Annotated in this window: 22 protein-coding genes and 2 pseudogenes; 18 read left to right on the top strand and 6 right to left on the bottom strand. The window is 61.0% G+C overall.

Annotated features, from left to right (window positions below):
• Window positions 1–13 precede the first annotated feature (13 nt).
• Together BFE01S_RS15710 and BFE01S_RS15705 are read right to left on the bottom strand one after the other, a co-directional pair.
• Window positions 14–880, bottom strand: coding sequence for a MaoC/PaaZ C-terminal domain-containing protein (locus BFE01S_RS15710; protein ID WP_028226349.1), 867 nt, complete (start codon window positions 878–880; stop codon window positions 14–16).
• An 11-nt stretch (window positions 881–891) separates the two neighbouring features.
• Window positions 892–2040, bottom strand: a complete 1149-nt coding sequence (locus BFE01S_RS15705; RefSeq protein ID WP_028226348.1) for a CaiB/BaiF CoA transferase family protein — start codon at window positions 2038–2040, stop codon at window positions 892–894.
• A gap of 191 nt (window positions 2041–2231) precedes the next feature.
• On the opposite strand from BFE01S_RS15705, the gene BFE01S_RS15700 reads away from it, so the two are divergent.
• From BFE01S_RS15700 to BFE01S_RS15640, 13 genes and pseudogenes are all read left to right on the top strand, one after another.
• Window positions 2232–3395: an acyl-CoA dehydrogenase family protein gene (locus BFE01S_RS15700; RefSeq protein WP_028226347.1), complete on the top strand. Its 1164-nt coding sequence runs from the start codon at window positions 2232–2234 to the stop codon at window positions 3393–3395.
• 33 nt (window positions 3396–3428) lie between these two features.
• Window positions 3429–3908 carry a MaoC family dehydratase gene (locus BFE01S_RS15695; RefSeq protein ID WP_028226346.1) on the top strand — a complete coding sequence of 160 codons (480 nt, stop codon included), beginning with the start codon at window positions 3429–3431 and terminating at the stop codon, window positions 3906–3908.
• The gene (locus BFE01S_RS15690; protein ID WP_042337731.1) at window positions 3908–5134 is read left to right on the top strand and encodes a CaiB/BaiF CoA transferase family protein; all 1227 of its coding nucleotides are present in this window, start codon (window positions 3908–3910) and stop codon (window positions 5132–5134) included. Before BFE01S_RS15695 ends, BFE01S_RS15690 begins: the two co-directional genes overlap by 1 nt.
• A gap of 154 nt (window positions 5135–5288) precedes the next feature.
• Window positions 5289–6056, top strand: a complete 768-nt coding sequence (locus BFE01S_RS15685; RefSeq protein WP_028226344.1) for a glucose 1-dehydrogenase — start codon at window positions 5289–5291, stop codon at window positions 6054–6056.
• 71 nt (window positions 6057–6127) lie between these two features.
• Window positions 6128–6346: pseudogene (locus BFE01S_RS15680) on the top strand (SDR family oxidoreductase); the annotation flags it as partial.
• A gap of 9 nt (window positions 6347–6355) precedes the next feature.
• Window positions 6356–7138, top strand: coding sequence for an enoyl-CoA hydratase-related protein (locus BFE01S_RS15675; RefSeq protein ID WP_028226342.1), 783 nt, complete (start codon window positions 6356–6358; stop codon window positions 7136–7138).
• An 8-nt stretch (window positions 7139–7146) separates the two neighbouring features.
• Window positions 7147–7923, top strand: coding sequence for an enoyl-CoA hydratase (locus BFE01S_RS15670; RefSeq protein WP_028226341.1), 777 nt, complete (start codon window positions 7147–7149; stop codon window positions 7921–7923).
• A 42-nt stretch (window positions 7924–7965) separates the two neighbouring features.
• Window positions 7966–8715 carry an electron transfer flavoprotein subunit beta/FixA family protein gene (locus BFE01S_RS15665; RefSeq protein ID WP_028226340.1) on the top strand — a complete coding sequence of 250 codons (750 nt, stop codon included), beginning with the start codon at window positions 7966–7968 and terminating at the stop codon, window positions 8713–8715.
• Window positions 8716–8749: 34 nt separating this feature from the next.
• Window positions 8750–9700 (top strand): electron transfer flavoprotein subunit alpha/FixB family protein, encoded by a 951-nt coding sequence (locus BFE01S_RS15660; RefSeq protein ID WP_028226339.1) that lies wholly within the window; start codon window positions 8750–8752, stop codon window positions 9698–9700.
• Window positions 9701–9735: 35 nt separating this feature from the next.
• On the top strand, window positions 9736–10710 hold the full coding sequence (locus BFE01S_RS15655; protein ID WP_028226338.1) for an NAD(P)H-dependent flavin oxidoreductase: 975 nt from the start codon (window positions 9736–9738) through the stop codon (window positions 10708–10710).
• A gap of 237 nt (window positions 10711–10947) precedes the next feature.
• On the top strand, window positions 10948–13068 hold the full coding sequence (locus BFE01S_RS15650; protein WP_028226337.1) for a 3-hydroxyacyl-CoA dehydrogenase NAD-binding domain-containing protein: 2121 nt from the start codon (window positions 10948–10950) through the stop codon (window positions 13066–13068).
• A gap of 132 nt (window positions 13069–13200) precedes the next feature.
• Entirely contained in the window at window positions 13201–14397 is a 1197-nt protein-coding gene (locus tag BFE01S_RS15645; RefSeq protein ID WP_028226336.1) for an acyl-CoA dehydrogenase family protein, read from the top strand.
• 14 nt (window positions 14398–14411) lie between these two features.
• Window positions 14412–15560, top strand: a complete 1149-nt coding sequence (locus BFE01S_RS15640) for an acyl-CoA dehydrogenase family protein (protein ID WP_028226335.1) — start codon at window positions 14412–14414, stop codon at window positions 15558–15560.
• Between the two features lie 102 nt (window positions 15561–15662).
• On the opposite strand, the gene BFE01S_RS15635 is transcribed toward BFE01S_RS15640, so the two are convergent.
• The gene (locus tag BFE01S_RS15635) at window positions 15663–16451 is read right to left on the bottom strand and encodes a TetR/AcrR family transcriptional regulator (protein ID WP_084169900.1); all 789 of its coding nucleotides are present in this window, start codon (window positions 16449–16451) and stop codon (window positions 15663–15665) included.
• A gap of 271 nt (window positions 16452–16722) precedes the next feature.
• Between BFE01S_RS15635 and BFE01S_RS15630 the strand changes: the two genes are divergently transcribed.
• From BFE01S_RS15630 to BFE01S_RS43040, 4 genes are read left to right on the top strand one after another with little or no spacing between them, the layout of a single operon-like run.
• Window positions 16723–17484, top strand: a complete 762-nt coding sequence (locus BFE01S_RS15630; protein ID WP_052420910.1) for an SDR family oxidoreductase — start codon at window positions 16723–16725, stop codon at window positions 17482–17484.
• Between the two features lie 29 nt (window positions 17485–17513).
• Entirely contained in the window at window positions 17514–18734 is a 1221-nt protein-coding gene (locus tag BFE01S_RS15625; RefSeq protein WP_028226332.1) for a cytochrome P450, read from the top strand.
• Window positions 18734–19117, top strand: a complete 384-nt coding sequence (locus tag BFE01S_RS15620; RefSeq protein WP_028226331.1) for a nuclear transport factor 2 family protein — start codon at window positions 18734–18736, stop codon at window positions 19115–19117. Before BFE01S_RS15625 ends, BFE01S_RS15620 begins: the two co-directional genes overlap by 1 nt.
• A gap of 56 nt (window positions 19118–19173) precedes the next feature.
• Entirely contained in the window at window positions 19174–19494 is a 321-nt protein-coding gene (locus BFE01S_RS43040) for a 2Fe-2S iron-sulfur cluster-binding protein (protein WP_084169898.1), read from the top strand.
• 510 nt (window positions 19495–20004) lie between these two features.
• On the opposite strand, the gene BFE01S_RS41905 is transcribed toward BFE01S_RS43040, so the two are convergent.
• Together BFE01S_RS41905 and BFE01S_RS38755 are read right to left on the bottom strand one after the other, a co-directional pair.
• The gene (locus tag BFE01S_RS41905; protein ID WP_028226330.1) at window positions 20005–20397 is read right to left on the bottom strand and encodes a hypothetical protein; all 393 of its coding nucleotides are present in this window, start codon (window positions 20395–20397) and stop codon (window positions 20005–20007) included.
• A 244-nt stretch (window positions 20398–20641) separates the two neighbouring features.
• Window positions 20642–21196 (bottom strand): annotated as a pseudogene (locus tag BFE01S_RS38755) (oxidoreductase); the annotation flags it as partial.
• 109 nt (window positions 21197–21305) lie between these two features.
• On the opposite strand from BFE01S_RS38755, the gene BFE01S_RS15605 reads away from it, so the two are divergent.
• Window positions 21306–22217, top strand: coding sequence for a LysR family transcriptional regulator (locus tag BFE01S_RS15605; RefSeq protein WP_245621109.1), 912 nt, complete (start codon window positions 21306–21308; stop codon window positions 22215–22217).
• Between the two features lie 47 nt (window positions 22218–22264).
• Here BFE01S_RS15605 and BFE01S_RS15600 read toward each other — a convergent pair whose 3' ends face one another.
• Window positions 22265–23191, bottom strand: a complete 927-nt coding sequence (locus BFE01S_RS15600) for a DMT family transporter (protein WP_028226328.1) — start codon at window positions 23189–23191, stop codon at window positions 22265–22267.

Here is a 23191-nt window from a genome sequence, read left to right as displayed (position 1 = left end):
TACTGGGGGTGTCTCAGGCGAGTTCGAGTACGCCGTGGCTCAGCACGGTGGTGTTTCTCTGCGGGACGGATGCATCGAGTTGATAGGTGCCGTCTGCACGACGCCAGAACCTGAACCGTATGGTCTCGCCCGGGAAAACAGGGCTGCTGAAGCGCGTGGCGAGCCGGCGTATCCGCGTTCCGTCGTAATCGCACAGCGCCTGCATTGCGGCGTGCGCGGCCATGCCATACGTGCACAGTCCGTGAAGGATAGGGCGCGGGAAGCCCGCCTTGCGTGCCGTGTCCGGATCGCTGTGCAGTGGATTGAGGTCGCCGGACAGCCGATAGATCAGGGCGGACTGTTCAAGCGTGCCGAGGTCTACCTGCAGTTCCGGCGGGGTCGTCGGTGCGGCGGGGAGGGCTGCCGGGGGTTCGTCGCTTTTGCCGCAGTGCTCGCTATAGCCTCCGTCGCCCCGCAGGAATACGGTCTGCCGTACGCTCGCGTACAGCTCGCCCTCCTGATCGCGAAGTTCGCGGCTGACCTCCACGACGGCTCCCTTTCCAGCGCCTTTGTCGCAGATCGTCCCGATCTGGCTGCGTGCCCGGAGTGTGCCTGCCGCCGGGATGGGGCGATGCATGACGACGTCCTGTTCGCCGTGGACGAGCTTGACGAAGTCGATGCCGGTGCGGGGGTCCGTCGCCCACCGGTCCGGTTTTGCCAGAACGGTTGCCATCGTCGGGACCGTGCGCAGTCCCCCTTCGACGACATGCCTGAGATGGCCGGGGTGTACCGGGTCGGCGCCAAATCCGATGCCGAGCGCATACAGAATGGAGTCGCGCTCGGTATAGGTATGGGTCACTTCCGGAAAATCGTAATTCTTGACGGCTTCATAGTTCAGCATGGTGGACTCATTCAGAGGATCAAGGATAGCCACGCAGCCAGCACGGCATCGTGATTGGTGTCTACCGGCTGAGGAGGAACAGGGGTCGCGCAAGGCGTGCGGGAAAAGCGGGGGGCGGGTGCGGGCTGGACAACGCCCGCTACCTCGATAAAGGTGCCGCGCGCGCGCATATGGGGGTGATCGGACGCTTCTTCCCAATCCAGAATCGGGGAGATACACGCATCCGAATCCTCGAACTGCCGACACCATTCGTCACGGGTTCTGGTACCGAATCGATCGGCCAGGCGCTCACGTGTGGTCTGCCAGTCCTGCGGATCCTGGCCGACACCGGAGGCGGGGTCGATGTCGAGCCCAGACAGGAGTTGCCCGAAGAACTTTGGCTCGAGCGGCCCCACTGCAACCCACAGGCCGTCGCTGCAGCGATATACGTCGTAGAAAGGGGCACCCGAATCCAGCAGGTTGGCGCCGCGCTCTTTCTGCCACAGTCCGGCGGCCACCATGCCGTGAAACATGGTCGATAAATGCGCTGCCCCGTCCACGATAGCGGCGTCCACCGTCTGACCCTGGCCGGTGCTGCGAGCATGCATGATCGCAGCGAGCAGACCGACCGCAAGATAGAGGGCTCCGCCCGCATAATCGCCGACGATGTTCAAAGGGGGCACGGGAGCCCCGTCCTCCCGGCCGATTGCATTCAGGATGCCGGTGACGGCAAGGTAGTTGATGTCATGGCCCGCGGCTCTGGAAAGCGGCCCGTCCTGGCCCCATCCGGTCATGCGGCCATAGACCAGCCTGGGGTTGCGAGCCGCGCAGACGTCTGGGCCGAGTCCGATCTTCTCCATCACTCCAGGGCGGAAACCTTCGATCAGGGCATCCGCGTTTTCCACCAGCCTTAGGACAGTCTCCACGCCCGCAGGGTCTTTCAGGTCGACCGTGATGGCCGGTCGCCCCCTGCGCAGAAGGTCGTACTGCAGTGGCCGTTCGATGCCCACGTTCAGGCCGCCTGGCCTTTCGACGCGCAATACCTCAGCACCGAGGTCGGCGAGCAGCATCGCGCACATCGGACCCGGGCCGATGCCGGCCATTTCGATAACACGCACGCCACGTAGCGGGCCACCACCTGTCCGTGCTGCGCCTGTCTGAGTCTGGTTGGTCTCTGTCATAGTTAATCTGAACTCCGTTCTAAATAATAAACACGCACCAAGGCGTCAGTCAATCCGCAGCATACACTGTAGCTAAAACAGTATTGCGGGATTAACCTGAATATGGGTTCTCCGTAACTTCCCTTGTCACCTTGACCATGGGCCGATCAGTCGTTTATGATTTAGAACATCGTTCATATAAAGACAGAAACGTGACCTACGAACTCAGCGAAGATCAGCGACAGATCCAGGAACTCGTGCGCAGGGTTGCGCGCGAGAAGGTGGCGGCGCGCGCCGCCCAGATTGACCGGGATGCGGCCTATCCGCACGACATGTTCGAATTGCTCAAGGGACTCGGCATGTTCACATTGCCGTTTCCGGAGGAGTATGGCGGGACGGGCAGCCTTCTTTCGGCGTGCATCGCCGTCGAGGAGTTTGGTCGCGTGTGCTACAACACGGCCTACCTCCTTGTTGTGCAGTGGGTTCCTTTCGGCGCCATCCTCGCAGGGGGTACCGCGGAGCAAAAGCAGCGCTGGCTGCCCGGACTGGCACAGGGCGAGTTGCGCGGGGCACTGGCGCTCACAGAGTCGCAAAGTGGCTCCGACGTTTCAGGCATCAAGACCCATGCCCGCAAGGACGGTGACGGATACGTCCTGAACGGCTCAAAGATCTGGTGCTCGAATTCACCGCTTGCAGATTTCATCCTCGTTGCGGCAAAAACGCTCGATGAAGCGGGCCAGCCTCTCGGCATCAACCTCTTCATCGTGGAGAAGGGCTCGCCGGGGCTCACGATCGGTAAGGAGGAGGACAAGATGGGCGCGCGCGGCGTGCCGTCATGTCCCTTGTTCTTCGATTCGGTCCGCTTGCCGGAATCGGCGCGTCTTGGCACCGAAGGCGGCGCGGGCTTCAAGGTGGCGATGGAAGCGCTCAACAGCAGCAGGCCGATCATTGCGGCACGCGCCATCGGCATCGCTCAAGGTGCGATCGACCACTCCATTGAGTTCGTTGCGAATCGCACGGCCTTTGGTCAAAAGATATCGGACTTCCAGGGTGTGCGCTGGATGCTCGCCGACATGGCCATGAAAACGGAGGCCGCTCGCCAGCTCGTCTATCGCACGGCCACGATGGCCGACGCCGGCGTGTCCGGAAAAACACTAGCGCCTATGGCGGCGATGGCGAAGTGTCACGCCTCGGATGTTGCCATGCAGGTTGCGACCGACGCTGTCCAACTGTTTGGCGCAGCCGGCATTTCGGCTGAATATCCGATCAATCGCTACTTTCGGGATGCGAAGGTCGTCCAGATTATCGAGGGCACCAACCAGATCCAGCGCAACATTATTGCCGACAGCCTGCTCGGCCGCGTCGCGCGTAGTTAGTAATCCAAACAACAGAATCCACAGGAAGCGACCATGGAAGACATCGAAACGGTTGGCATTGGCATCCACTGGGAGGACCTGCCCGTCGGACGCAAGTTCCGGACGATCGGCCGGACGGTAACGGAGACCGACATTATCAACTTCGTCAACTGCACTGGCATGGTTGAAGTGCTTTTTACCAACGTCGAGTTTCAGAAGCACGAGTCCAGGATCAAGGGTCGGCTTGCACCCGGAGCGCTTGTCTACACTTTCGCCGAAGGGATTTTGACGCAGTATGTCATGCAGGGCGTAGGGTTCGCGTTCCTCTCGATGGAGCAGGAAGTCAAGGCGCCCGTGTTTGCCGGCGATACGATCCACGTCGAATGCGAAGTGCTGGAGTCCCGCGAGAGCAGGAGCCGCCCCGGACTCGGCCTGGTGCGTTCGCTAAACAGGATCGTCAAGCAGGATGGGACGGTCGTGCAGGTCTACAAGCCTCTACGCCTTGTCAAAGGCAAGAACTACAGGGCTGAATAATGAGCGACCGGGATCTGAACGCGCAGTCGTCCTGCAACGGCCCCCTGCACGGGCTGAAGGTGGTCGATCTCAGTATCAACGTGCTTGGCCCCATTGCGACACAGATCCTGGGGGACATGGGTGCAGACGTGATAAAAATTGAAGCGCCGGTAGGAGACCAGAACCGGCGTAATGGACCGAGCCGTAATCCGGCAATGTCCGTCTTCTTCCTTATCATGAATCGCAACAAGCGCAGCATCGTACTGGACCTGAAACGGCCGGAATGTCTCGAAGCGTTGCTGCGGATTGTCGAAACCGCCGACGTATTCGTTCATAGCATGCGCGACACGGCAGCGCAGAGGCTCGGAATCGGTTACGAGCAGATTCGTGCCCGTAATCCGCGCATCGTGTACGCCAATGCGCCAGGCTATAACCCGGCCGGGCCCAAAAGTGACGATCCTGCATTTGACGACGTGATTCAGGGGGCAAGCGGGCTGGCCTCCATCAACGCGGGTCCGGACGGAGTGCCACGCTATTTCCCGACCGTAATCGCCGACAAGTTCTGCGGTTATGTCCTGGCGTCATCGATCAGCATGGCGTTGTTGCATCGGGAGCGCACCGGGCAAGGTCAGCACGTCCAGGTTCCCATGCTGGAAACGCTCCTCCAGTTCAACCTCTTCGAGCATCTCTGGGAGGGAGCCCTGGGTAGCAAGGAGGAGGGTATTGGCTATAGCCGGATGTTCTCGCCTCACCGCAGGCCCTATCCGACGAAGGATGGGTACATCTGCGTACTCGCAGTCAACGATGTGCAGTGGCGCAAGCTCCTTCGGGTCGTTGGGCAGGAGGCGTTGCTCAACGACCCGAAGTTCTCCGACATGACCGTGCGGATGCGCCACATCAACGAACTGTACGGTGTTCTCGCGGATGCCTTGCAGCACGAAACGACGGCGTACTGGGAGGCGCGATTCGTCGAAGCTGACGTGCCGCACGGTCCGGTGAATTCGTTGAAGGACCTGTTGTCCGATCCGTATCTCGAGGAGACGGGGTTCTTCCGGAAATATCACCATCCCAGCGAAGGCGAGCTCGTGATGACCGCTATTCCAGTTCATTTTTCAGTTTCGCCGGGTACTTATCGGCTGCCTCCGCCCCGGTTAGGAGAGCATACCGGGCAAATCCTGTCCGAGGTCGGTTACGAACCCGAAGAGGTTGCGCGTATCGCGGGGACTACGACGTCAACGGCTAGCTGACTTGCGAATAAACGCTTGATGAGCAGCCAGACCGGCGTGGAAGGTCGATGGGCTGCTCCCGGAATGGATATGTGCATGCGGTCGTGACCGGAACATCCGTCTAATGGAGTTCGGGCGACAGGTACCAGGATGGAATCACAGAGGAGAGAGGATCATGCGTGGCTTGAAGGAGAAGGTTGTCATCGTGACGGGCGCGGCTGGTGGCATTGGACGTGCATTGTGCAGGCGGTTCGTGGAAGAGGACGCCCAGGTCGTGGCGCTGGACCTGGATGCGGACCGGCTCACCCGTCTTGCCGAAGAACTCGCGCCGCTTGGCCGGCCGATTCTGCATCTGGTCACCGACATCACCGACCTGTCGGTCGTCGAGGCGTCCGTTGCTAGGGCAGTTGAGCGCTTCGGCAAGATCGATGCATTGGTGAACAACGCCGGCTGGGATGTTGCCAAACCCTTCCTGGAGACTTCCCCCGAGCTTTGGGACAAGCTTATTGCGATCAATCTGAAAGGACCGCTGAACCTGCATAAGGCGGTGTTACCCCACATGGTCGCGGCCGATGGCGGGTCCGTTGTCAATATCGCGTCCGATGCAGGTCGGGTAGGTTCGTCAGGAGAAGCCGTGTATTCCGCGTGCAAGGGTGGAGTGATCGCGTTCACCAAAACGATGGCACGCGAGTGCGCGCGAAACAACATCCGGCTCAACGTGGTTTGTCCCGGTCCGACCGATACGCCGTTGCTGCAATCTTTCGTTGGCGAGGGAGAGTACGGTCAAAAGGTATACGAGGGCCTCAAGCGCGCCATCCCTCTCAAGCGCCTCGGGCGCCCCGAGGACCTGGAAGGTATCGTCGCCTTCCTCGCGAGCGACGATTCCGTGTTTGCAACCGGGCAGGTGATCAGCATCTCCGGTGGCCTGACGATGCATGGCTAAGGAGCCAGTATGACCAGTCAATACTCAGACATTCTGTATGAAGTTACGGGCGGCGTTGCCCGCATCACGATTGTCCCGGTCCGACCGATACGCCGTTGCTGCAATCTTTCGTTGGCGAGGGAGAGTACGGTCAAAAGGTATACGAGGGCCTCAAGCGCGCCATCCCTCTCAAGCGCCTCGGGCGCCCCGAGGACCTGGAAGGTATCGTCGCCTTCCTCGCGAGCGACGATTCCGTGTTTGCAACCGGGCAGGTGATCAGCATCTCCGGTGGCCTGACGATGCATGGCTAAGGAGCCAGTATGACCAGTCAATACTCAGACATTCTGTATGAAGTTACGGGCGGCGTTGCCCGCATCACGATTAATCGTCCGGAGAAATACAACGCCTTCCGGGCGCAGACCTGTGAGGAACTGATTCACGCGCTTAACGAGGCCGGCTGGAACAAGTCGGTCGGGGTTATCGTGCTGACGGGGGCCGGTGAGAAGGCTTTCTGCACTGGTGGAGACCAGTCGTCGCACGACGGCGGCTACGGCGGGAGAGGCGTAATCGGCCTGCCGGTCGAAGAGTTGCAGACGACCATTCGCGATGTACCGAAGCCCGTGGTCGCCCGCGTGAACGGATACGCGATCGGCGGTGGAAACGTTCTCGTGACGTGCTGCGACCTGGCAATCGCATCTGAGACCGCCCAGTTCGGCCAGGTCGGGCCGAAGGTGGGATCGGTCGACCCTGGCTTCGGAACCGCGTATCTGGCTCGCATCATCGGTGAAAAGCGTGCGCGCGAGATCTGGTTCCTTTGCCGGCGATATACGGCCAGGGAGGCACTCGAGTGGGGTCTTGTGAACGCGGTGGTTCCCGCAGCAGAGCTGGATGCCGAAGTGCACCGCTGGTGCGAGGAGATGCTTGCCCTGAGCCCTACGGCTCTTGCCATTGCCAAGCGTTCATTCAACGCTGATTCGGAGTCGATTCGAGGTATTGGCAGTCTGGGTATGCAGACGCTCGCGCTGTTCTACGAGAGTGAGGAGTCGCACGAAGGGGTGCAGGCATTCATGCAGAAGCGCAAGCCCCGCTTCCGTCCGGAGTGAGGCGTGCGATGACTCTGAAGCATCTATTGCTGGAAGCCCGGGGGCCGGTCATTGTCGTGAGGCTTAACCGGCCCGAGGTTCTGAACGCGCTTTCGCCAGAGTTGACATCTGAGCTCCAGCATGTGCTTGACGAGCTCGAGGCAGATGCGTCTGTCGGCGCTGTCGTTCTCACCGGGAACGAAAAAGCATTTGCGGCGGGCGCTGATATCGGCGTGATGAGGGACTGGTCCTACGCGGACGTCTATACGTCGGACTTCATCACCACGACGTGGGAGAGGCTGTCTACCTTTCGCAAGCCGGTCATTGCAGCAGTGGCCGGCTATGCCCTGGGAGGCGGCTGCGAACTCGCGATGATGTGCGACTTCATTCTTGCGGCCGACAACGCGAAATTCGGACAGCCGGAAATCACGATTGGCACGATACCAGGTGCGGGCGGCACACAACGTCTCACACGCCTGGTGGGAAAGTCGAAGGCCATGGAGATGATTATCTCTGGACGCACAATGGATGCCGCCGAGGCGGAGCGCTGCGGCCTGGTTTCGCGCGTCATTCCTGCGGCGAAGTTGCTCGAAGAGGCTGTGGCAACCGCAACGCGTATTACAGCGTTCTCGCGCCCCGTCGTCATGATGGCAAAGGAGGCTGTGGCGCGAGCGTACGAGACCACATTGGCGGAAGGTATCCGCTTTGAGCGCCGGCTGTTCCATTCCACCTTCGGCCTCGAAGACCAGAAAGAGGGCATGGCGGCGTTCATGGAAAAGCGTAAGCCCGTTTTCCGCGGCCGGTAAGGGCGCGGGCACGGTTGACCAGACATTTCTGTTGCATTCCTTATGAAAATCATTGTTCCCGTAAAGCGGGTCGTGGATTACAACGTCAAGGTTCGCGTGAAGTCGGACGGCACGGGCGTTGATCTTGCCAGTGTGAAGATGTCGATGAATCCGTTCGACGAAATCGCTACCGAAGAGGCGGTACGCCTGAAGGAAGCGGGCATCGCGACGGAAGTGATCGTCGTTTCCTGCGGTGTCGCGCAAGCGCAGGAAACGCTGCGCACGGCGCTCGCAATCGGCGCGGACCGCGCCATCCTGATCGAATCGGACCAGGAGCTTCAGCCGCTCGCAGTGGCGAAGCTACTGAAGGCTGTGGTGGACAGGGAGCAGCCGCAGCTCGTGATCCTGGGCAAGCAGGCCATTGACGACGACTCGAACCAGACGGGGCAGATGCTTGCCGCCCTGGCGGGCTTGCCGCAGGCCACGTTCGCTTCAAAAGTGACGGTTGCTGATGGCAAGGCCACCGTGGCGCGCGAAGTGGATGGCGGTGCGGAAACGCTGTCGCTGACACTGCCCGCTGTCGTGACGACCGACCTGCGCCTCAATGAGCCGCGCTATGTCACGCTGCCGAACATCATGAAAGCGAAGAAGAAGCCGCTGGAGATGCTCAAGCCTGAAGACCTCGGAGTGGACGTCAAGCCGCGTCTGAAGACGCTGAAGGTGACCGAGCCGCCGAAGCGTGGCGCCGGCATCAAGGTGCCGGATGTGGCCACGCTGGTCGAGAAGCTGAAGACCGAAGCCAAGGTGCTGTGATCTCACGGATCACGGGAAAGCGGAGACGAAATAAATGACGATTCTGGTAATTGCGGAACACGACAACGCGTCGGTGAAGACTGCCACGCTGAACACGGTGGCTGCGGCACACGAGGTGAGCAGGTTCGCCGGCGGCGATGTGCATGTGCTGGTGGCGGGTTATACCGCGCAAGATGCGGCGGATGCCGCTGCAAAGATCGCAGGCGTAGCCAGGGTGTTGCTGGCCGACGCACCGCAGCTCGAAGCGGGTCTCGCGGAAAACGTCGAAACGATGGTGCTTGACATCGCGAAGGACTACTCCCACATCCTCGCTCCCGCCACGGCGTACGGGAAGAACATCACGCCTCGTATCGCGGCAAAGCTCGACGTGGCACAGATTAGCGATATTACGGCGGTCCATGGCGCGGATACGTTCGAGCGCCCGATCTATGCCGGCAACGCAATCGCAACGGTTCAATCTCAAGACCCGGTCAAGGTCATCACCGTTCGCTCGACGGGTTTCGACGCCGTGGCAGCCGAAGGCGGCGGTGCAACGATCGAGAAGATCGAAGCGGCAGCCGATACCGGTCTTTCCCAATTCGTGAGCCGTGAGGTGACGAAGCTGGACCGCCCGGAACTGACATCGGCAAAGATCATCGTCTCGGGTGGCCGGGGTCTCGGCAACGGCGAGAACTACACCAGGGTCCTGGAACCGCTGGCTGACAGGCTGGGCGCGGCGCTGGGCGCCTCGCGCGCGGCGGTGGATGCGGGCTATGTGCCCAACGACTATCAGGTCGGCCAGACCGGCAAGATCGTCGCGCCGCAGTTGTATGTCGCGGTTGGTATTTCGGGCGCGATTCAGCATCTGGCCGGCATGAAGGATTCGAAGGTGATCGTCGCAATCAACAAGGATGCGGAGGCGCCGATCTTTGGAGTCGCCGACTATGGGCTGGAGGCAGACTTGTTCGAGGCGGTGCCGGAACTGGTGGCTGCACTGAAGAACTGAATTTCGTACTGGCTATTCAAAAAAGGAGTGCAGCCATGAAAACCCGGGTTACTGAGTTGCTTGGGATCCGCTATCCGATCGTTCAGGGTGGCATGCAGTGGGTAGGCCGCGCCGAACTGGCGTCGGCGGTTTCCAATGCTGGCGGGCTTGGCATCCTGACAGCATTGACGCAGCCCAGCCCTGACGCGTTGCTGGCAGAAATTCGCCGCTGCAGGACGATGACGGACAAGCCGTTCGGTGTCAATCTTACGGTGCTTCCGACGGCGTCACCGCCTCCGTACGACGCGTTCCTCGACGCGGTCATCGAGGGCAAGGTAGGCATCCTGGAGACTGCCGGGAGCAGTCCGGAGCGTTTTGTCACACGGGCGAAGGCCGCCGGCATCCGGATCATCCACAAGTGCACGTCGGTACGGCACGCCCTGTCGGCCGAGCGCCACGGGGTCGACATCGTCTCCATTGATGGCTTCGAATGCGCCGGGCACCCTGGCGAGGATGACGTCGGCGGACTGGTTCTGTTTGCGGCTGCGGCAAGCAAGGTCAAGGTGCCGCTGATTGCTTCCGGGGGTATTGCGGACGGCCGCGGTCTTGCCGCTGCACTCGTTCTCGGAGCAGAAGGGGTGAACATGGGCACGCGCTTTTGCGCGACCCGGGAAGCACCCATCCACGAAAACATCAAACAGGCGCTGGTGCGCGCCTCCGAGCGCGATACCAAACTGATCTTTCGTACGCTGCGTAATACGGGGCGCGTGCTGAAAAATGCGGTGTCCGAAGAAGTGGTGCAAATCGAGATGCGACCGGGCGGCTGCGAGTTCAAGGACATCCATCATCTCGTCGCGGGTGCGAGGGGGCGCGCGGGTCTGGAAAGCGGTGATCCCGACGCGGGGCTTGTCTGGGCGAGTCAGGTAGTCGGGCTCATCGACGACATCCCCACGTGTGAGGAACTGCTGGCGCGCATGGTTTCGCAATGCACGGAGATCCTGCGCAAACGCACCGCAGAAATGGACGACTGACCCAGTGCCTGGTGGCGCTGTGCATGAAGATTGTCCGCAGCCAGCCGGATTCGTGCTCGACGCAGGGATCATTCTGGCGTGACGTTGGACAGTTCCGTTGGCTCGTCTTGAGTCGCCGCGGGATTTCGGGGAAAGCTGGTCAGACAGCCGGATGATTTCCACAACGGGAAGCGAGGGCGCGGGCGTCGTAACGGGGCTCCGGCAAGGCGGCAAGCGGACATCTGGAGGCAGAAAATAATGGAATTTGATGTTTCAGCGCTACCTGTAACGTATCAACTGCACGGGAAAGTGCTCGTGGTCACGATCGACAGCCCACCGGTGAATGCGTTGGGAGTGGACGTGCGGCGCGGCCTTGCTGCTGCAATCGATCATGCGAGAACGAACGACGCCGCACACGCAGTTCTTGTCGTTGGTGCGGGCCGCGCCTTTATCGGCGGGGCGGACATGCGCGAATTCGGAAAGTCGCCGTTGCCGCCTGCTCTACCGGATGTATGCAACCGTATCGAGGCATGTCCCAAGCCTGTCATTGTAGCCATTCATGGCGCGGCGCTCGGCGGCGGCCTGGAGGTCGCGCTCGCTGCGCATTACCGGCTCGCTGTCGCAGGTGCCAGGCTGGGCCTGCCTGAAGTGACTCTCGGCCTGCTGCCCGGCGCAGGGGGCACGCAACGGGCGGCACGTTTAATGGGTGCCGAGGCGGCATTATCGTTGATGCTAAGCGGCCGTCATGTCGACGTGCAGGAAGCGCGAAAGCTCTCGCTAGTGGATCGTGTGGGGCAGAGTGATGACGTGCTTGCCGAAGGTCTCGCCTACGCGCAGGAATTGCTCGCCTCCCGCGCGCCCGTGCGTCGTACACGCAACGCGCAAGGGCTTGCCGACCGCGACGCTGCGCTAGCCGCCGTTGCTGCGGCGCGCGCGGATACCGTGAAGAAAAGTCGCGGTCTGCTGTCGCCGCTGAAGATCGTCGATTGCGTTGAGGCCGCAGTGAATGAGCCGTTTGAAACCGGCATGCGTTTTGAGCGCAGCCAGTTCCTCGAATGTCTCGATAGTGTTCAATGTGCGGGGCTTGTTCACGCATTCTTCGCGGAGCGTGAAGTGCAGAAAGCGCCGGAGACAAAGAACGCGATGCCGCGTTCTGTCGTGACCGTGGGAGTGGTCGGCGGCGGCACAATGGGCGCTGGCATCGCCGTCGCGATACTCGATTCGGGCCTGCCCGTCACGATGATCGAGCGCGATGACGCTTCGCTCGCGCGTGGCCGGGCGCATGTCGAGAGGGTCTATGACGGCCTGATTGCGAAGGGTCGCGTGACACCCGAGGCAAAGGCGAAGACGCTCACGCGCTTTACCGGCAGCACGTCCTACGATGCGCTTGCGCAAGTCGATCTCGTGATCGAGGCGGTGTTCGAGGACATGGCCGTGAAGCAGGCCGTGTTCGCCGAGCTCGATCGTGTCTGCAAGCCCGGCGCCGTGCTCGCAACTAACACCTCTTATCTCGATATTGACGCGATCGCGGCCAGCATCACGCGAGCGCAGGACGTAGTGGGCCTGCACTTTTTCTCGCCTGCGAACATCATGAAGCTGCTCGAGGTAGTGGTTCCGAAGCAGGTCTCGTCCGACGTCGTCGCCACGGCGTTCGGGCTCGCGAAGAAGCTGCGCAAGGTGCCCGTGCGCGCGGGCGTTTGCGATGGCTTTATCGGCAACCGCATCCTCGGGGTCTATCGCACAGCCGCCGATCACATGATGGAAGACGGCGCTTCGCCGTACCAGATCGACCGGGCCGTGCGCGACTTCGGCTTTCCGATGGGCCCTTACCAGGTGGTCGATCTTGCGGGCGGCGACATCGGCTGGGCGACACGCAAGCGCCGCGCCGCCACGCGCGATCCGAAGGCACGTTATGTGCAGATTGCCGACTGCCTCTGCGAGCGCGGCTGGTTTGGCCAGAAGACGGGCCGCGGCTTCTATCGCTACGCAGAAGGCGCACGAATAGGCACGCCCGACCCTGAAGTAGAAGCGATCATCGCGGCCGAGCGTGAGCGCGCGGGCATCACGCCGCGCAACTTCAGCGACGAGGAAATCATCCGTCGCTATATGGCTGCGATGATCAACGAAGGCGCGAACGTCGTGTACGAAAAGATCGCGCTGCGCCCCCTCGACGTGGACGTGACCTTCCTCTACGGCTATGGCTTTCCGCGCTATCGCGGCGGCCCGATGAAGTATGCCGATACGGTCGGCCTCGCTAACGTGCTCGCCGACATCCGGGAGTTCGCGAAGGCCGACCCGCTGTTCTGGCGCCCTTCGCCGTTGCTTGTGAAACTGGTGGAGCGCGGTGCAAAGTTCAGCAGTCTTAACGGAATGGAGTGATTTTGCACGGCTGTCCTATGTCTCAAACCGGGCGTGGGGACACCTGCACGGATAGCTGCGCCCGGTGTGCCGGTCACAGGAACGGATACGCCCGCCTGAAGAAGGTGCTTAACCTGGTAAGGAACATGGAAGATGGATCTCAGTTTCACCGATGAAGAGGAAGCGTTTCGCAGCGATGTCCTCCATTTTTTAAACGAACGCTTGCCGCAGCGCATCACCGGCAAGGTGCGGAGCGGGCTTCGGCTCTCGCGTGAGGATATGGCAACGTGGCATGCGATTCTCAATGCGCGCGGCTGGCTCGCGAACCATTGGCCGGTGGAGTATGGCGGACCTGGCTGGACTCCGGTACAAAAGTTCATTTTCGAGAACGAGTGCGCAATTGCAGGTGCACCTCGCATCGTGCCTTACGGCGTCAACATGCTTGGGCCGGTCCTGATCAAATACGGAAGCGAGGCTCAGAGACGCTACTGGTTGCCACGCATCCTTGACGGTTCTGACTGGTGGTGTCAGGGCTACTCTGAGCCGGGTGCCGGTTCAGACCTCGCGTCCGTGAAAACGCGCGCGGTGCGAGACGGCGAGCACTATGTTGTGAACGGCCAGAAGACGTGGACCACACTTGGTCACTACGCAAATATGATTTTCTGTCTTGTGCGCACCAACGTCGATGTGCGCAAACAGGAAGGAATCAGCTTCCTGCTGATCGACATGCGTACCCCTGGCGTCGAGGTTCGACCGATCATCACGCTCGATGGCGAGCACGAGGTCAACGAAGTTTTCTTCAGCGACGTGCGCGTGCCCGTCGATAACCTGATAGGTGAAGAGAACAAGGGCTGGACCTACGCAAAATATCTGCTCACCTACGAGCGTACGAATCTCGCGGGCGTCGGATTTTCGGTGGCCGCGCTCGCTCGCCTTAAGCGGGTCGCGCAGGAGGTACAGCGCAATGGCCGACCGCTGGCGGAAGACCCGCAGTTTGCCGCCAGGCTGGCGAGAGTCGAGATCGATCTGGAAAACATGAAGACGACGAACCTGCGTGTGATCGCGGCCGTGGCGGGCGGTGGCGCACCGGGCGCTGAGAGTTCGATGCTGAAGATTCGAGGCACCGAAATCCGCCAGGAAATCTCATCGCTTCTGCGTCGTGCAATGGGGCCGTACGCAACGCCCTTCATGGAAGAGGCGCTCGATGACGGCTACGAGGCCGAGGCGGTCGGCCCCGACGAGGCGGCAAGTGCTGCGGCACAGTACTTCAATAACCGCAAGCTGTCGATTTTCGGTGGCTCCAACGAAATCCAGAAGAACATCATTTCCAGGATGATTCTCGGTCTGTAAGGGAAAAACGTCGCATGGACTTCCAGCACACTGAAGACCGCCGGATGCTTGCCGATACGCTGAACCGCTTCATCGCGGAACAGTACGGCTTCACGGTGCGTGACCGTATTGCCCGGTCCGATAAAGGCTTGAGCCGCGACCTGTGGTTGCAATTTGCGGAGCTCGGCGTGATCGGCGCACTGTTTGACGAAGCGGATGGAGGATTTGGTGGCCATGGTTTCGATATTGCCGTCGTGTTCGAATCGCTCGGGCGTGGGCTCGTGGTCGAACCCTTCCTCGATACGCTGATCGTTGGCCGGGCGCTCTCGCAGCAGGGCAGCGCTGCGCAGCGAGCGCGAATCGCGTCGCTTATCGACGGCTCACAGTTCGCCGCATTCGCGCACGATGAGCCGGGCTCGCATTACGAGGTGTCGCGCGTGATGACGCGCGCTGAAAAGCGCGACAACGGCTGGGTGCTGAACGGAGCGAAGGGCGTCGTGCATCACGCGGAGCACGCCGATGTGCTGCTCGTGTCCGCGCGTACCAGCGGCAACAGCTTCGACGAGGCAGGCATCTCGCTCTTCCTGATACCTCGTGACGCACCTGGTGTCCATGTGCGCGGATATCCATTGATAGACGGCGGCCGGGCGGCCGATATCACGTTCGAGAACGTGCAGATAAGCATGGATGCGCTCGTCGGCGAGGAGGGCCACGGATTTCCGGCCCTTGAGCATGCGACTGGATACGGGGTGCTCGCGCTCGCAGCGGAGGCCGTGGGGGCAATGGACGTCACGCGCGACTACACGCTTGAATATCTCCGTACACGCAGGCAGTTCGATGCACCCATCGGCAGCTTCCAGGCGCTGCAGCATCGCATGGCCGACGTGCTGCTTGAGATCGAACAGGCTCGTTCGGCGGTTATCAACGCGGCAGCGATTATCATGGCGCCGCGAATCGAACGCGAGCGCGGGCTTTCTGCAGCCAAATACACAGTTGGGCGCACCGGCGCACGGGTAGCAGAAGAGTCGATCCAGTTGCACGGTGGCATTGGCATGACGTGGGAACTGCCGCTATCGCACTACGCAAAGCGCCTCGTGATGATAGATCACCAGCTTGGTGATCAGGACCATCATCTGGAGCGGTACATTTCGTTCGCGAACGGCGCGGAAGTGCTGCCTCTCTGATTTTGCCCGGGAGCGCATACCTTCTTCCGAATGCCAGTGCATACAATCCCACGTCCTTCCGGTAGATGCGAGGCTGCTGGCGCGATGCGCGATCGCGCGAAATCAACGGCTGGATCCTGAGCGTTTTCTTTTGCCCGAAATAGTATTGCGGCCGTCGGCCGGACTGTCGTGACCGCGACCTGATTGTGTGTGCAAGGTGAGCTCATCCGAAGAAGGCCTGCGCGCGACCCCGAACAGGGCATAGGACGTCATCTCATCGATCAGTGCATTCTTGTCCGGCTGCTTTGTGCCAAATAGAAGATCGTCAAAAAGTGCCATCGTGAAGACGGAGCCGAACGTGATCCGCACGGCGATATCGATATCGATCTTCCAGCCCATTTCGCCAATCGATGGGCGAGCGGTATCGACGAGACGCTCGAAATAGCGCAGCAGGGGAGAGCCATCGCCGAGCAGATGGTCGAGTTCGTTCTGGTGTGTCTGGATTGCCAGCACGAGCGCTCGCCAGAGTTGCCGGTCGGCACGCAGTTGATCGTATAGCTCTTCGATATAGCTGCGCGTGCGCTCAATGGCACCCTCCATGTCAGGTCGCCGCACGGCCCAGGTATTCTGATAATGGTGTTCCAGCATTGCTTCGAATGGCAGAAATACGGCCTGCTCGAAGAGCATGGCCTTGCCACCACCGATGTTCCGGTAGACAAGGTGCTCCAGCACGCCCGCGTGTTCGGCGATGGCGCGGATGCTGGCGCGCCCGTATCCCACGGTCGCGAATAGTTCGCGCGCACTTTCCATGATAAGACGGCGGACCTCGGCCGTGCTGCGTCTTGTCCGCTTCGGCGGCACGGCGTCCCGCTCGTCAAGAGTGGCCTGCGCCTGTGTTTTCCGGTTGGTCATGGTTGAACTGGTGATGATTGCGAGTCGTTCTACACGGCTTCGCGAGGTCGGTGTCCGAGACGATAGCAGGAACCAGCATTATTTTGAAATTGGCATACGGGTTTTTCTGGATGCCGAATGCGGATGCGAAGCTTGAACTTCACTAGATAGTAAGTACAATCTAAGGCAGTGCTTGGGGACGTACCCAGGCGCATTTGGCTCGGGATACTGGCTCGCGGAATGTATGGTGCTTAAACCGTTCGCAGCCGGCACTTTTCACAATAGGTTAGTGATGCGAAATATTCTGGTTACGGGTGCGTCGGGCGGCATCGGCACTGCGCTGGTGAACCATGTCCAGTCGCTGGGATGGCGGCCATTCCAGGTTGACGTACACGGCGGTGACTGGTCGGCGGACCTGGGTGTGCCCGAGCAGCGGACGTTGCTTTGCGAACGGATTGCGCGAAGTTGCGATGTCCTGGATGCCGTCGTTTGTTGCGCCGGGGTTGCCCCTCCCGTCGATCCGGAAAAAATCGTTAGCGTCAATTTCTTCGGAGTAGCGGGCTTTCTCGGCAGACTTCTTCCTTTGCTGCAGGCGTCTGCTTCCCCAAGGGTAGTCGTGGTTACGTCAATTGCGTCGGTACACCCTGTCGATGCCGCACTAATGGATTTATGCCTGGCAGGAGACGAACTGCGCGCAAGGGAACGAGCAATGCAGACGGGAGCGCTCGCGTACGCATCGTCCAAGGCGGCACTTGCGCGGTGGGTTCGCAGGACTGCCATATCATCGGGATGGGCGGATCGCGGTGTACTTCTGAATGGCATCGCGCCTGGCACGATCAAGACGGCGATGGCGCAGCCGTTACTGTCGACGGGCGAGGGTCGCGACAAGCTTGCCAGGGCAACGCCGCTCGCGGTCGCCGATTATGCGGAGCCAGCCGATATCGCTCCGTTGCTCGCCTTTCTGGCCAGTGCAGACGCACGGTTCATAGTTGGACAGATCCCCTTTGTGGATGGGGGCTCGGAGGTATTGTTGCGCGGCGAAGCGCCAGTCTGAAAACCTTCTAAAAAACGGAGGAGACGTTCATGAGTAGCGAGCAATGCCCTTTTTCGTGGCAAACGTACGACCACATCAAGCTTTCGGCCCGTGCCGACGCGCCGCAGGTGCTCTCCTCGTTAAGGGAGCAGTGTCCGGTGGGGCGAAGTGAGGAATTCGGCGGGTTTTACGTCCTGACCCGCTACGAGGACTGCGTAGCCGCGGCCTCGGATCCGCGATTTTCGTCATCGCTGGAACATGGGCCGGGCGCCGGCTTTCCAAGTATGGGCACGCTGCATGAAATGCTGCCGATACCGATGATCAATGATGACGGGCAAAGGCATCGTGATTTCCGCATGCCGTTGCAGAAGCTGTTTTCGCCTAAATTCGCGGCGTCGATGGAAGAAAAGGTACGGAATATCTGTGACGATCTGATCGACCGATTTATCGAAAGCGGGACGGCCGATCTGTCGGATGAGTTCAGTATTGAGCTTCCGTCGGTTCTGATCGGCGAGCTTCTGGACCTGCCCCCTGAGCAGCGACGCGAATGCCAGCGTTGGGCCAGTGCGCTGGTTGCCAGTGCAAATCCTGAGGCAATGGACAACCTTGTACAACTGACTGCGGATCTGTACGCCCTGCGCAGCCAGCACCCTGGAGAGGACATTCCGAGCAAGCTGCTCGATTTCTCCATCGAGGGACGGCCGATCACAAGGCAGGAATGGCGAGGCCTGGTCCTGTTGCTGATTCTGGGCGGACTGGATACCACGGCCAATGCCGGTGGGTATGTTTTTGAAATGATCGGCCAGTCACCTGATTTGCGCCGGTTTCTTCTCGAGGACCGGTCGCGCATCGCGGGAGTGGTCAAGGAGTTTGTGCGCACAATCAGCCCTGTGCCGCAGCACTCGCGCGGGGTCAAGGAGGATGTGGAACTCGGGGGACACCAGTTCCGCAAGGGGGACGTCGTCCTGCTCAGCTGGCTTGCGGCTAACCACGATCCTTCAGCCTTTGAGAATCCACACGGCTTCATGCCCGAGCGCGCTGTGGATCGGCATCTGGGGTTCGGCCACGGACCTCATCGATGCCTTGGCAGCTATCTTGCTCTTGTCGAACTGAAGGTGATGATCGAGCAGGTGCTCGAACGCCTGCCAGACTTTGAGCTGGTTCCAGGCGGCGTGACGCGTTACTCGAGTCTGAACCGCGGGATGAGTCATCTGCACGTGACATTTACACCCGGGCAGCGGCGCCGCCGCGAAATGGAAGGAGAGCGGTGATGCAAGCGCCAGAATATGTGGCTGCAGCGGCACGCCGCTATGCCGAAACGTTCAGTGCCGGGGACAGGGAGAGCTGGCTGGGCTGCCTCACCGAGGACGTTGAACTCATAGAGCCGGCCGATGCGCTACCGCGGCGCGGACGGGCGGTGTTTGCCGGCATTTTCGATGCGGTCGAATCGTCGGGCCGACGCATTACCCTGGAGCCCATACGGATCATTGCCAACGGGAAATGGGCGGCAGTTCACATGAGCGTGCGCGTTCTACTCCCCGATGCCCGTGTCATGGAGAATTCGGTCATCGAGATATTCGAGGTCTCGGATGACGGCCATATCGAGCGTATTAGAACTTTCCTTGATGGCCCGGTCAGTGGGGCGCACCCATGATCGGGCCGGCCACGTTCTTCGAACCGCCTATGTTGCTTTCTTTTTTTGTGTAGCAGATGCCCACACTAACGATTATTGAATATTCCGGTCGCGAGCACCGACTTTCCTGCGAGTCTAACCAGACCGTAATGCAGGCCGCCGTTGCAAACGGGGTTCAAGGTATTCTGGCGGACTGCGGCGGTGCCTGCGCTTGTGCGACCTGCCATGCCTATGTGGATCCGCCATGGCGCGAACTGTTGCCGCCGCCCGATGAAGGTGAACGCGGCATGCTGGAATGTGCCATCGACGCTAATGAGACCAGTCGCCTGACCTGTCAAATTGTTATGACCGACGCACTTGACGGGTTGGTCGTCCGGTTACCGCGGTCGCAGACGTAGCTTTTGCGACCGGGAGTCAACTCATGCGGTGTGTGCCTTCCGGCCAAACATTTACCAGCCAATTCGGCAAGTTAATCGGGCGCGCAGCCCAACTGCAGCATGTCGTCCATACGAACGGCTCGAACATGAGGCATATTGAATGCAAGGATGCAAAAACACCCATCTTAAGCTACGACTGTATCAATTGCTTTTAAGAAAAAATTCTTTGCCCCATTCCTATCCTGATTGCTCTCGTCCTATCATCAGATAAAAGAGCGAAGCGCATGATAGTTTGCTCGACCCGGTTGGAGCGGCTAGGAAGTGGAGTGCAGCGGTCGCGGCGGGTAAAAATCCGACAACGCCAAGAAAGATGCCTGCGAGGATGCAGCCAAGCCACGCATCTGCCGGTCGACGTGCCGAAATGACAAACTGCTGATAGTCGGATCCGGTGATGACCAGGAGTCCAATGGCGATAACGGTGGCAAGCGTTTCAATGGGAGGTGCGGTCTGTACTTCGCGGATGAACGATGGTCACGCACGGATGTAGACCGACAAGCCGTCCGATATGACGAGGGCATGCAGTAGTGCCAGGTTGCTGCAGAGCAGGCACACCGTGAAAATCCAGGCTGCGACACCAAGATTAACGGAGGAAATCGCCAGCAGAACAGCGGCGGTGACTAGCAATGCCGGGTACGTCAGGAGTCCTGCAGTCGAGAGTACGGCGACACTGCCATGGATTTGTGCTGCGAGTACGCCGGATATCCATACAAGCGAAAGAAGCGCGACGGCTTTGCGGACGACTGGGCCGTATTGGTTTCCGAGTGCCTCCCAGATTGGTACGCCGATGTGCCTGAGCTTTCTCGCGATGACGTCGAGCGCGAACATGCCGAACGCCGTCACGATCGCATAAAAGCTGCCTGCCATACCGGAATGAACGGCCGTCTCACCGGAACCGAGCAGGAATGCAATTCCACGGTTTCAAAGGGCGCACATTTGCGCATTCCGTGCTGTTCATTTGAGGCTTCTCCTGGTGCAATTACGGTACACCCGGCTTCACCACGCGTTGCCAACAATGTGTAGGGGAGCGTCGGGGGCGCCAGGACATGAGCCTTCGTTTCTCCTCACGTTGCTGGTGGGTCTTGGGGAGACTAAGGGATTGCTGTTAGCCCTGCACGCAGACAATAGGCACGATGCGCCGGGCCTCGGCCACTTGCGTTGCCGTCACGTTGCTCAGACCCACGTGGCGCACGAGCCCCCTCTCCTTGAGCTCCGCGAGCGCGGTGACCTGGCGCTCGATCGAGCCTTCGCCTGGCGCGTGAACATTGTCCATGACGCGCAGGTTCACGACATCCATTGCGTCGAGCCGGAGATTGCGCAGATTGTCGTGCCCCGCGCGCTGGAGATCGGTGGGCTCCTGAGCAGGCAGCCATGATGCATCGCTGCCGCGCACGGCGCCCACTTTGGTGACGATCACCAGATTGTCCGGATACGGATGCAACGCCTCGCGGATGAGGTGGTTGGTAACGTGCGGCCCGTAGAAGTCGCTCGTGTCGATGTGATCGACGCCCAGCGCCAGCGCCTCGCGCAACACGGCTACGGCGGTCGCGTGATCCCTGGGCGGCCCGAACACGCCGGGACCCGCGAGCTGCATGGCGCCGTAGCCCATGCGGTTGACGGTGCGGCCCGCGAACGGGTAGGTGCTGACGGGTGCGGAATTCGCCATGGTGTTTCTCCCTGGAAATGAATGCGTGCAGTATGGCAAGATTCCCCTTGTTGGATAATCCGCGCAAATGTGCACGGGCCGTTCAAGAATGTGAACAATGTCTCCGGAGATGAATGACCTGGCCGCCTTCGTTTCGGTTGCGCGGGCGGGTGGCTTCCGCGACGCGGCTCGGGTGGCGGGCGTTTCGGCCTCGAGCCTCAGCACCGCCGTGCGCCGGCTCGAGACGAAGCTCGGTCTGCGCCTCCTGAACCGTACCACGCGGAGCGTGGCGCCCACCGAGGCAGGGCAGCGCCTGCTCGAACGGCTCTCACCGCTCTTCACAGAAATGGAGGCGGCGTTAGACGTGCTGAACGGCTTTCGCGAACGGCCGGTGGGCACGCTGCGGCTGAACGTACCTTCGAGCGCTGCGCGGATTATCCTGCCACCCATCCTCGCGTCCTTCTACCGGGCGTATCCCGAGATACGCGTGGAAGTGGTGGTGGAGGACGGATTCGTCGATGTCCTGGAGATTGGCTGCGACGCGGGCATCCGTTACGACGAACGTCTTGAGCAGGACATGATTGCCGTGCCAATCGGGCCGCGCGTGCAACGCTTCGCGACGGCAGCGGCACCGGCTTACCTCGATGTGCACGGGCGCCCCTCCCACCCGCGCGAACTGCTGGAACATGCGTGCTTGCGAGCCCAGTTTTCGGGCGGCGCCATGGCCGTCTGGCAGTTCGAGCGTGCGGGCGAGGTCGTGCGGCTGGACCCGCGCGGGCCGCTGGTGGTCAGACCCGGTGCGGCCGTCGATCTGGCGATCAGCATGGCGCTCGCGGGCACCGGCGTCGTGCATCTGTTCGAGGGGATGTTGCGTTCGCATCTGGATAGCGGGGCACTGGAGCCGATACTGGAACCCTGGTGGCAGAATTTTTCCGGGCCGTTTCTCTACTATCCGGGGCACAGACATCTCCCCGCGCCGTTGCGCGCGTTTGTGGAATTTCTGCGCGAGCATCCGGCAGGCGAAGATTTGCAATCCTTATGAAGTAGAGGTCCTCGCCTGAGAAAGGTACGTCCCGCTTCGTGCCGCACTCAGGAGCCCTGAGTCTCGCTCGCCCCCTCACCCGAAGCACGCCACGTGAGCGGCTGGCGCCAGGTTTGCGCGAGCAGCACGCCGGCGAGGGCCATGCCGCCTCCCGTGAGGTGCCAGACATGCAGTTGCTCGCCGAATGCACCCACCGCGAGCGCCGCCGTGGCGACAGGCAGCAGATTCATGAACATGCTGCAGCGGTTCGGCCCGAGATGCTTCACCCCCTGCATCCAGAAGAACGGCAGCACGACGGAAGCGAGCGCGCCCGCATAGGCGATCAGCGGCAGGCTGGCGCGGTTGGGCAACGCTTCGTGCAACGGCAGCCGCAGCATCAGCACCGACATGGCGAGCAACGCCGCGATGGCCTGGATATAAGTCGATTGCCACGAGGGCAGGCCCACGTGCCAGCGCCGCAGCAGGACACTGTAGAGCGCGTAGGCCAGCGCGGCGGCCAGCATCAGCAGATCGCCCAGATGCACGCCGCCCGCGAGCAGAACGGCGGGCGAGCCGCCCGTGATGAGATAGACGAGGCCCGCGAACGAGATCGCACCGCCGCACAGCATGCCCGCGGTGGGCGTTTCGCCTAGCAGCGCGACGGAGAGCAGCATCGTCAGGAGGGGGACGAGGGCGGTCATGATCGCCATGTTCGTGGCCGTGGTGGTCTTGGCCGCTTCGTAAGAAAGGCACTGGAACAGCGCCATCGCCAGCAGACCGAGAAACGCGAGCTTGAGCAATTGCGGACGGATTGCCGCGCGATTGCGCCAGGCGGGCCGCAGCACGAACAGGCTCATGAGGGCCACGGCGAGCGCGAGCCGCCAGAACGTGATCGCATACGGGTCGATGGTGTGGGCAGAGAGGCGGGAAACCATCACGTTGCCGGACCACAGAAGAATCGCGATCAGGGGGAACAGGGCGTAGAGCGAGGGCAT

Origin of the sequence: Paraburkholderia ferrariae NBRC 106233 (assembly GCF_000685035.1) — a bacterium.
Lineage (GTDB): Bacteria > Pseudomonadota > Gammaproteobacteria > Burkholderiales > Burkholderiaceae > Paraburkholderia > Paraburkholderia ferrariae.
Note: the sequence above shows the minus strand (reverse complement) of the source record. Positions and strands in the feature narration are given on the sequence as shown.

Excerpts from the sequence above, each read along its gene's own strand:
- BFE01S_RS15710 (WP_028226349.1), bottom strand. The coding sequence starts at position 880 with ATGCTGAACTATGAAGCCGTCAAGAATTACGATTTTCCGGAAGTGACC.
- BFE01S_RS15705 (WP_028226348.1), bottom strand. The coding sequence starts at position 2,040 with ATGACAGAGACCAACCAGACTCAGACAGGCGCAGCACGGACAGGTGGT.
- BFE01S_RS15695 (WP_028226346.1), top strand. The coding sequence starts at position 3,429 with ATGGAAGACATCGAAACGGTTGGCATTGGCATCCACTGGGAGGACCTG.
- BFE01S_RS15690 (WP_042337731.1), top strand. The coding sequence starts at position 3,908 with ATGAGCGACCGGGATCTGAACGCGCAGTCGTCCTGCAACGGCCCCCTG.
- BFE01S_RS15685 (WP_028226344.1), top strand. The coding sequence starts at position 5,289 with ATGCGTGGCTTGAAGGAGAAGGTTGTCATCGTGACGGGCGCGGCTGGT.
- BFE01S_RS15675 (WP_028226342.1), top strand. The coding sequence starts at position 6,356 with ATGACCAGTCAATACTCAGACATTCTGTATGAAGTTACGGGCGGCGTT.
- BFE01S_RS15670 (WP_028226341.1), top strand. The coding sequence starts at position 7,147 with ATGACTCTGAAGCATCTATTGCTGGAAGCCCGGGGGCCGGTCATTGTC.
- BFE01S_RS15665 (WP_028226340.1), top strand. The coding sequence starts at position 7,966 with ATGAAAATCATTGTTCCCGTAAAGCGGGTCGTGGATTACAACGTCAAG.
- BFE01S_RS15660 (WP_028226339.1), top strand. The coding sequence starts at position 8,750 with ATGACGATTCTGGTAATTGCGGAACACGACAACGCGTCGGTGAAGACT.
- BFE01S_RS15655 (WP_028226338.1), top strand. The coding sequence starts at position 9,736 with ATGAAAACCCGGGTTACTGAGTTGCTTGGGATCCGCTATCCGATCGTT.
- BFE01S_RS15650 (WP_028226337.1), top strand. The coding sequence starts at position 10,948 with ATGGAATTTGATGTTTCAGCGCTACCTGTAACGTATCAACTGCACGGG.
- BFE01S_RS15645 (WP_028226336.1), top strand. The coding sequence starts at position 13,201 with ATGGATCTCAGTTTCACCGATGAAGAGGAAGCGTTTCGCAGCGATGTC.
- BFE01S_RS15640 (WP_028226335.1), top strand. The coding sequence starts at position 14,412 with ATGGACTTCCAGCACACTGAAGACCGCCGGATGCTTGCCGATACGCTG.
- BFE01S_RS15635 (WP_084169900.1), bottom strand. The coding sequence starts at position 16,451 with ATGACCAACCGGAAAACACAGGCGCAGGCCACTCTTGACGAGCGGGAC.
- BFE01S_RS15630 (WP_052420910.1), top strand. The coding sequence starts at position 16,723 with ATGCGAAATATTCTGGTTACGGGTGCGTCGGGCGGCATCGGCACTGCG.
- BFE01S_RS15625 (WP_028226332.1), top strand. The coding sequence starts at position 17,514 with ATGAGTAGCGAGCAATGCCCTTTTTCGTGGCAAACGTACGACCACATC.
- BFE01S_RS15620 (WP_028226331.1), top strand. The coding sequence starts at position 18,734 with ATGCAAGCGCCAGAATATGTGGCTGCAGCGGCACGCCGCTATGCCGAA.
- BFE01S_RS43040 (WP_084169898.1), top strand. The coding sequence starts at position 19,174 with ATGCCCACACTAACGATTATTGAATATTCCGGTCGCGAGCACCGACTT.
- BFE01S_RS41905 (WP_028226330.1), bottom strand. The coding sequence starts at position 20,397 with ATGGCAGGCAGCTTTTATGCGATCGTGACGGCGTTCGGCATGTTCGCG.
- BFE01S_RS15605 (WP_245621109.1), top strand. The coding sequence starts at position 21,306 with ATGAATGACCTGGCCGCCTTCGTTTCGGTTGCGCGGGCGGGTGGCTTC.
- BFE01S_RS15600 (WP_028226328.1), bottom strand. The coding sequence starts at position 23,191 with ATGCCCTCGCTCTACGCCCTGTTCCCCCTGATCGCGATTCTTCTGTGG.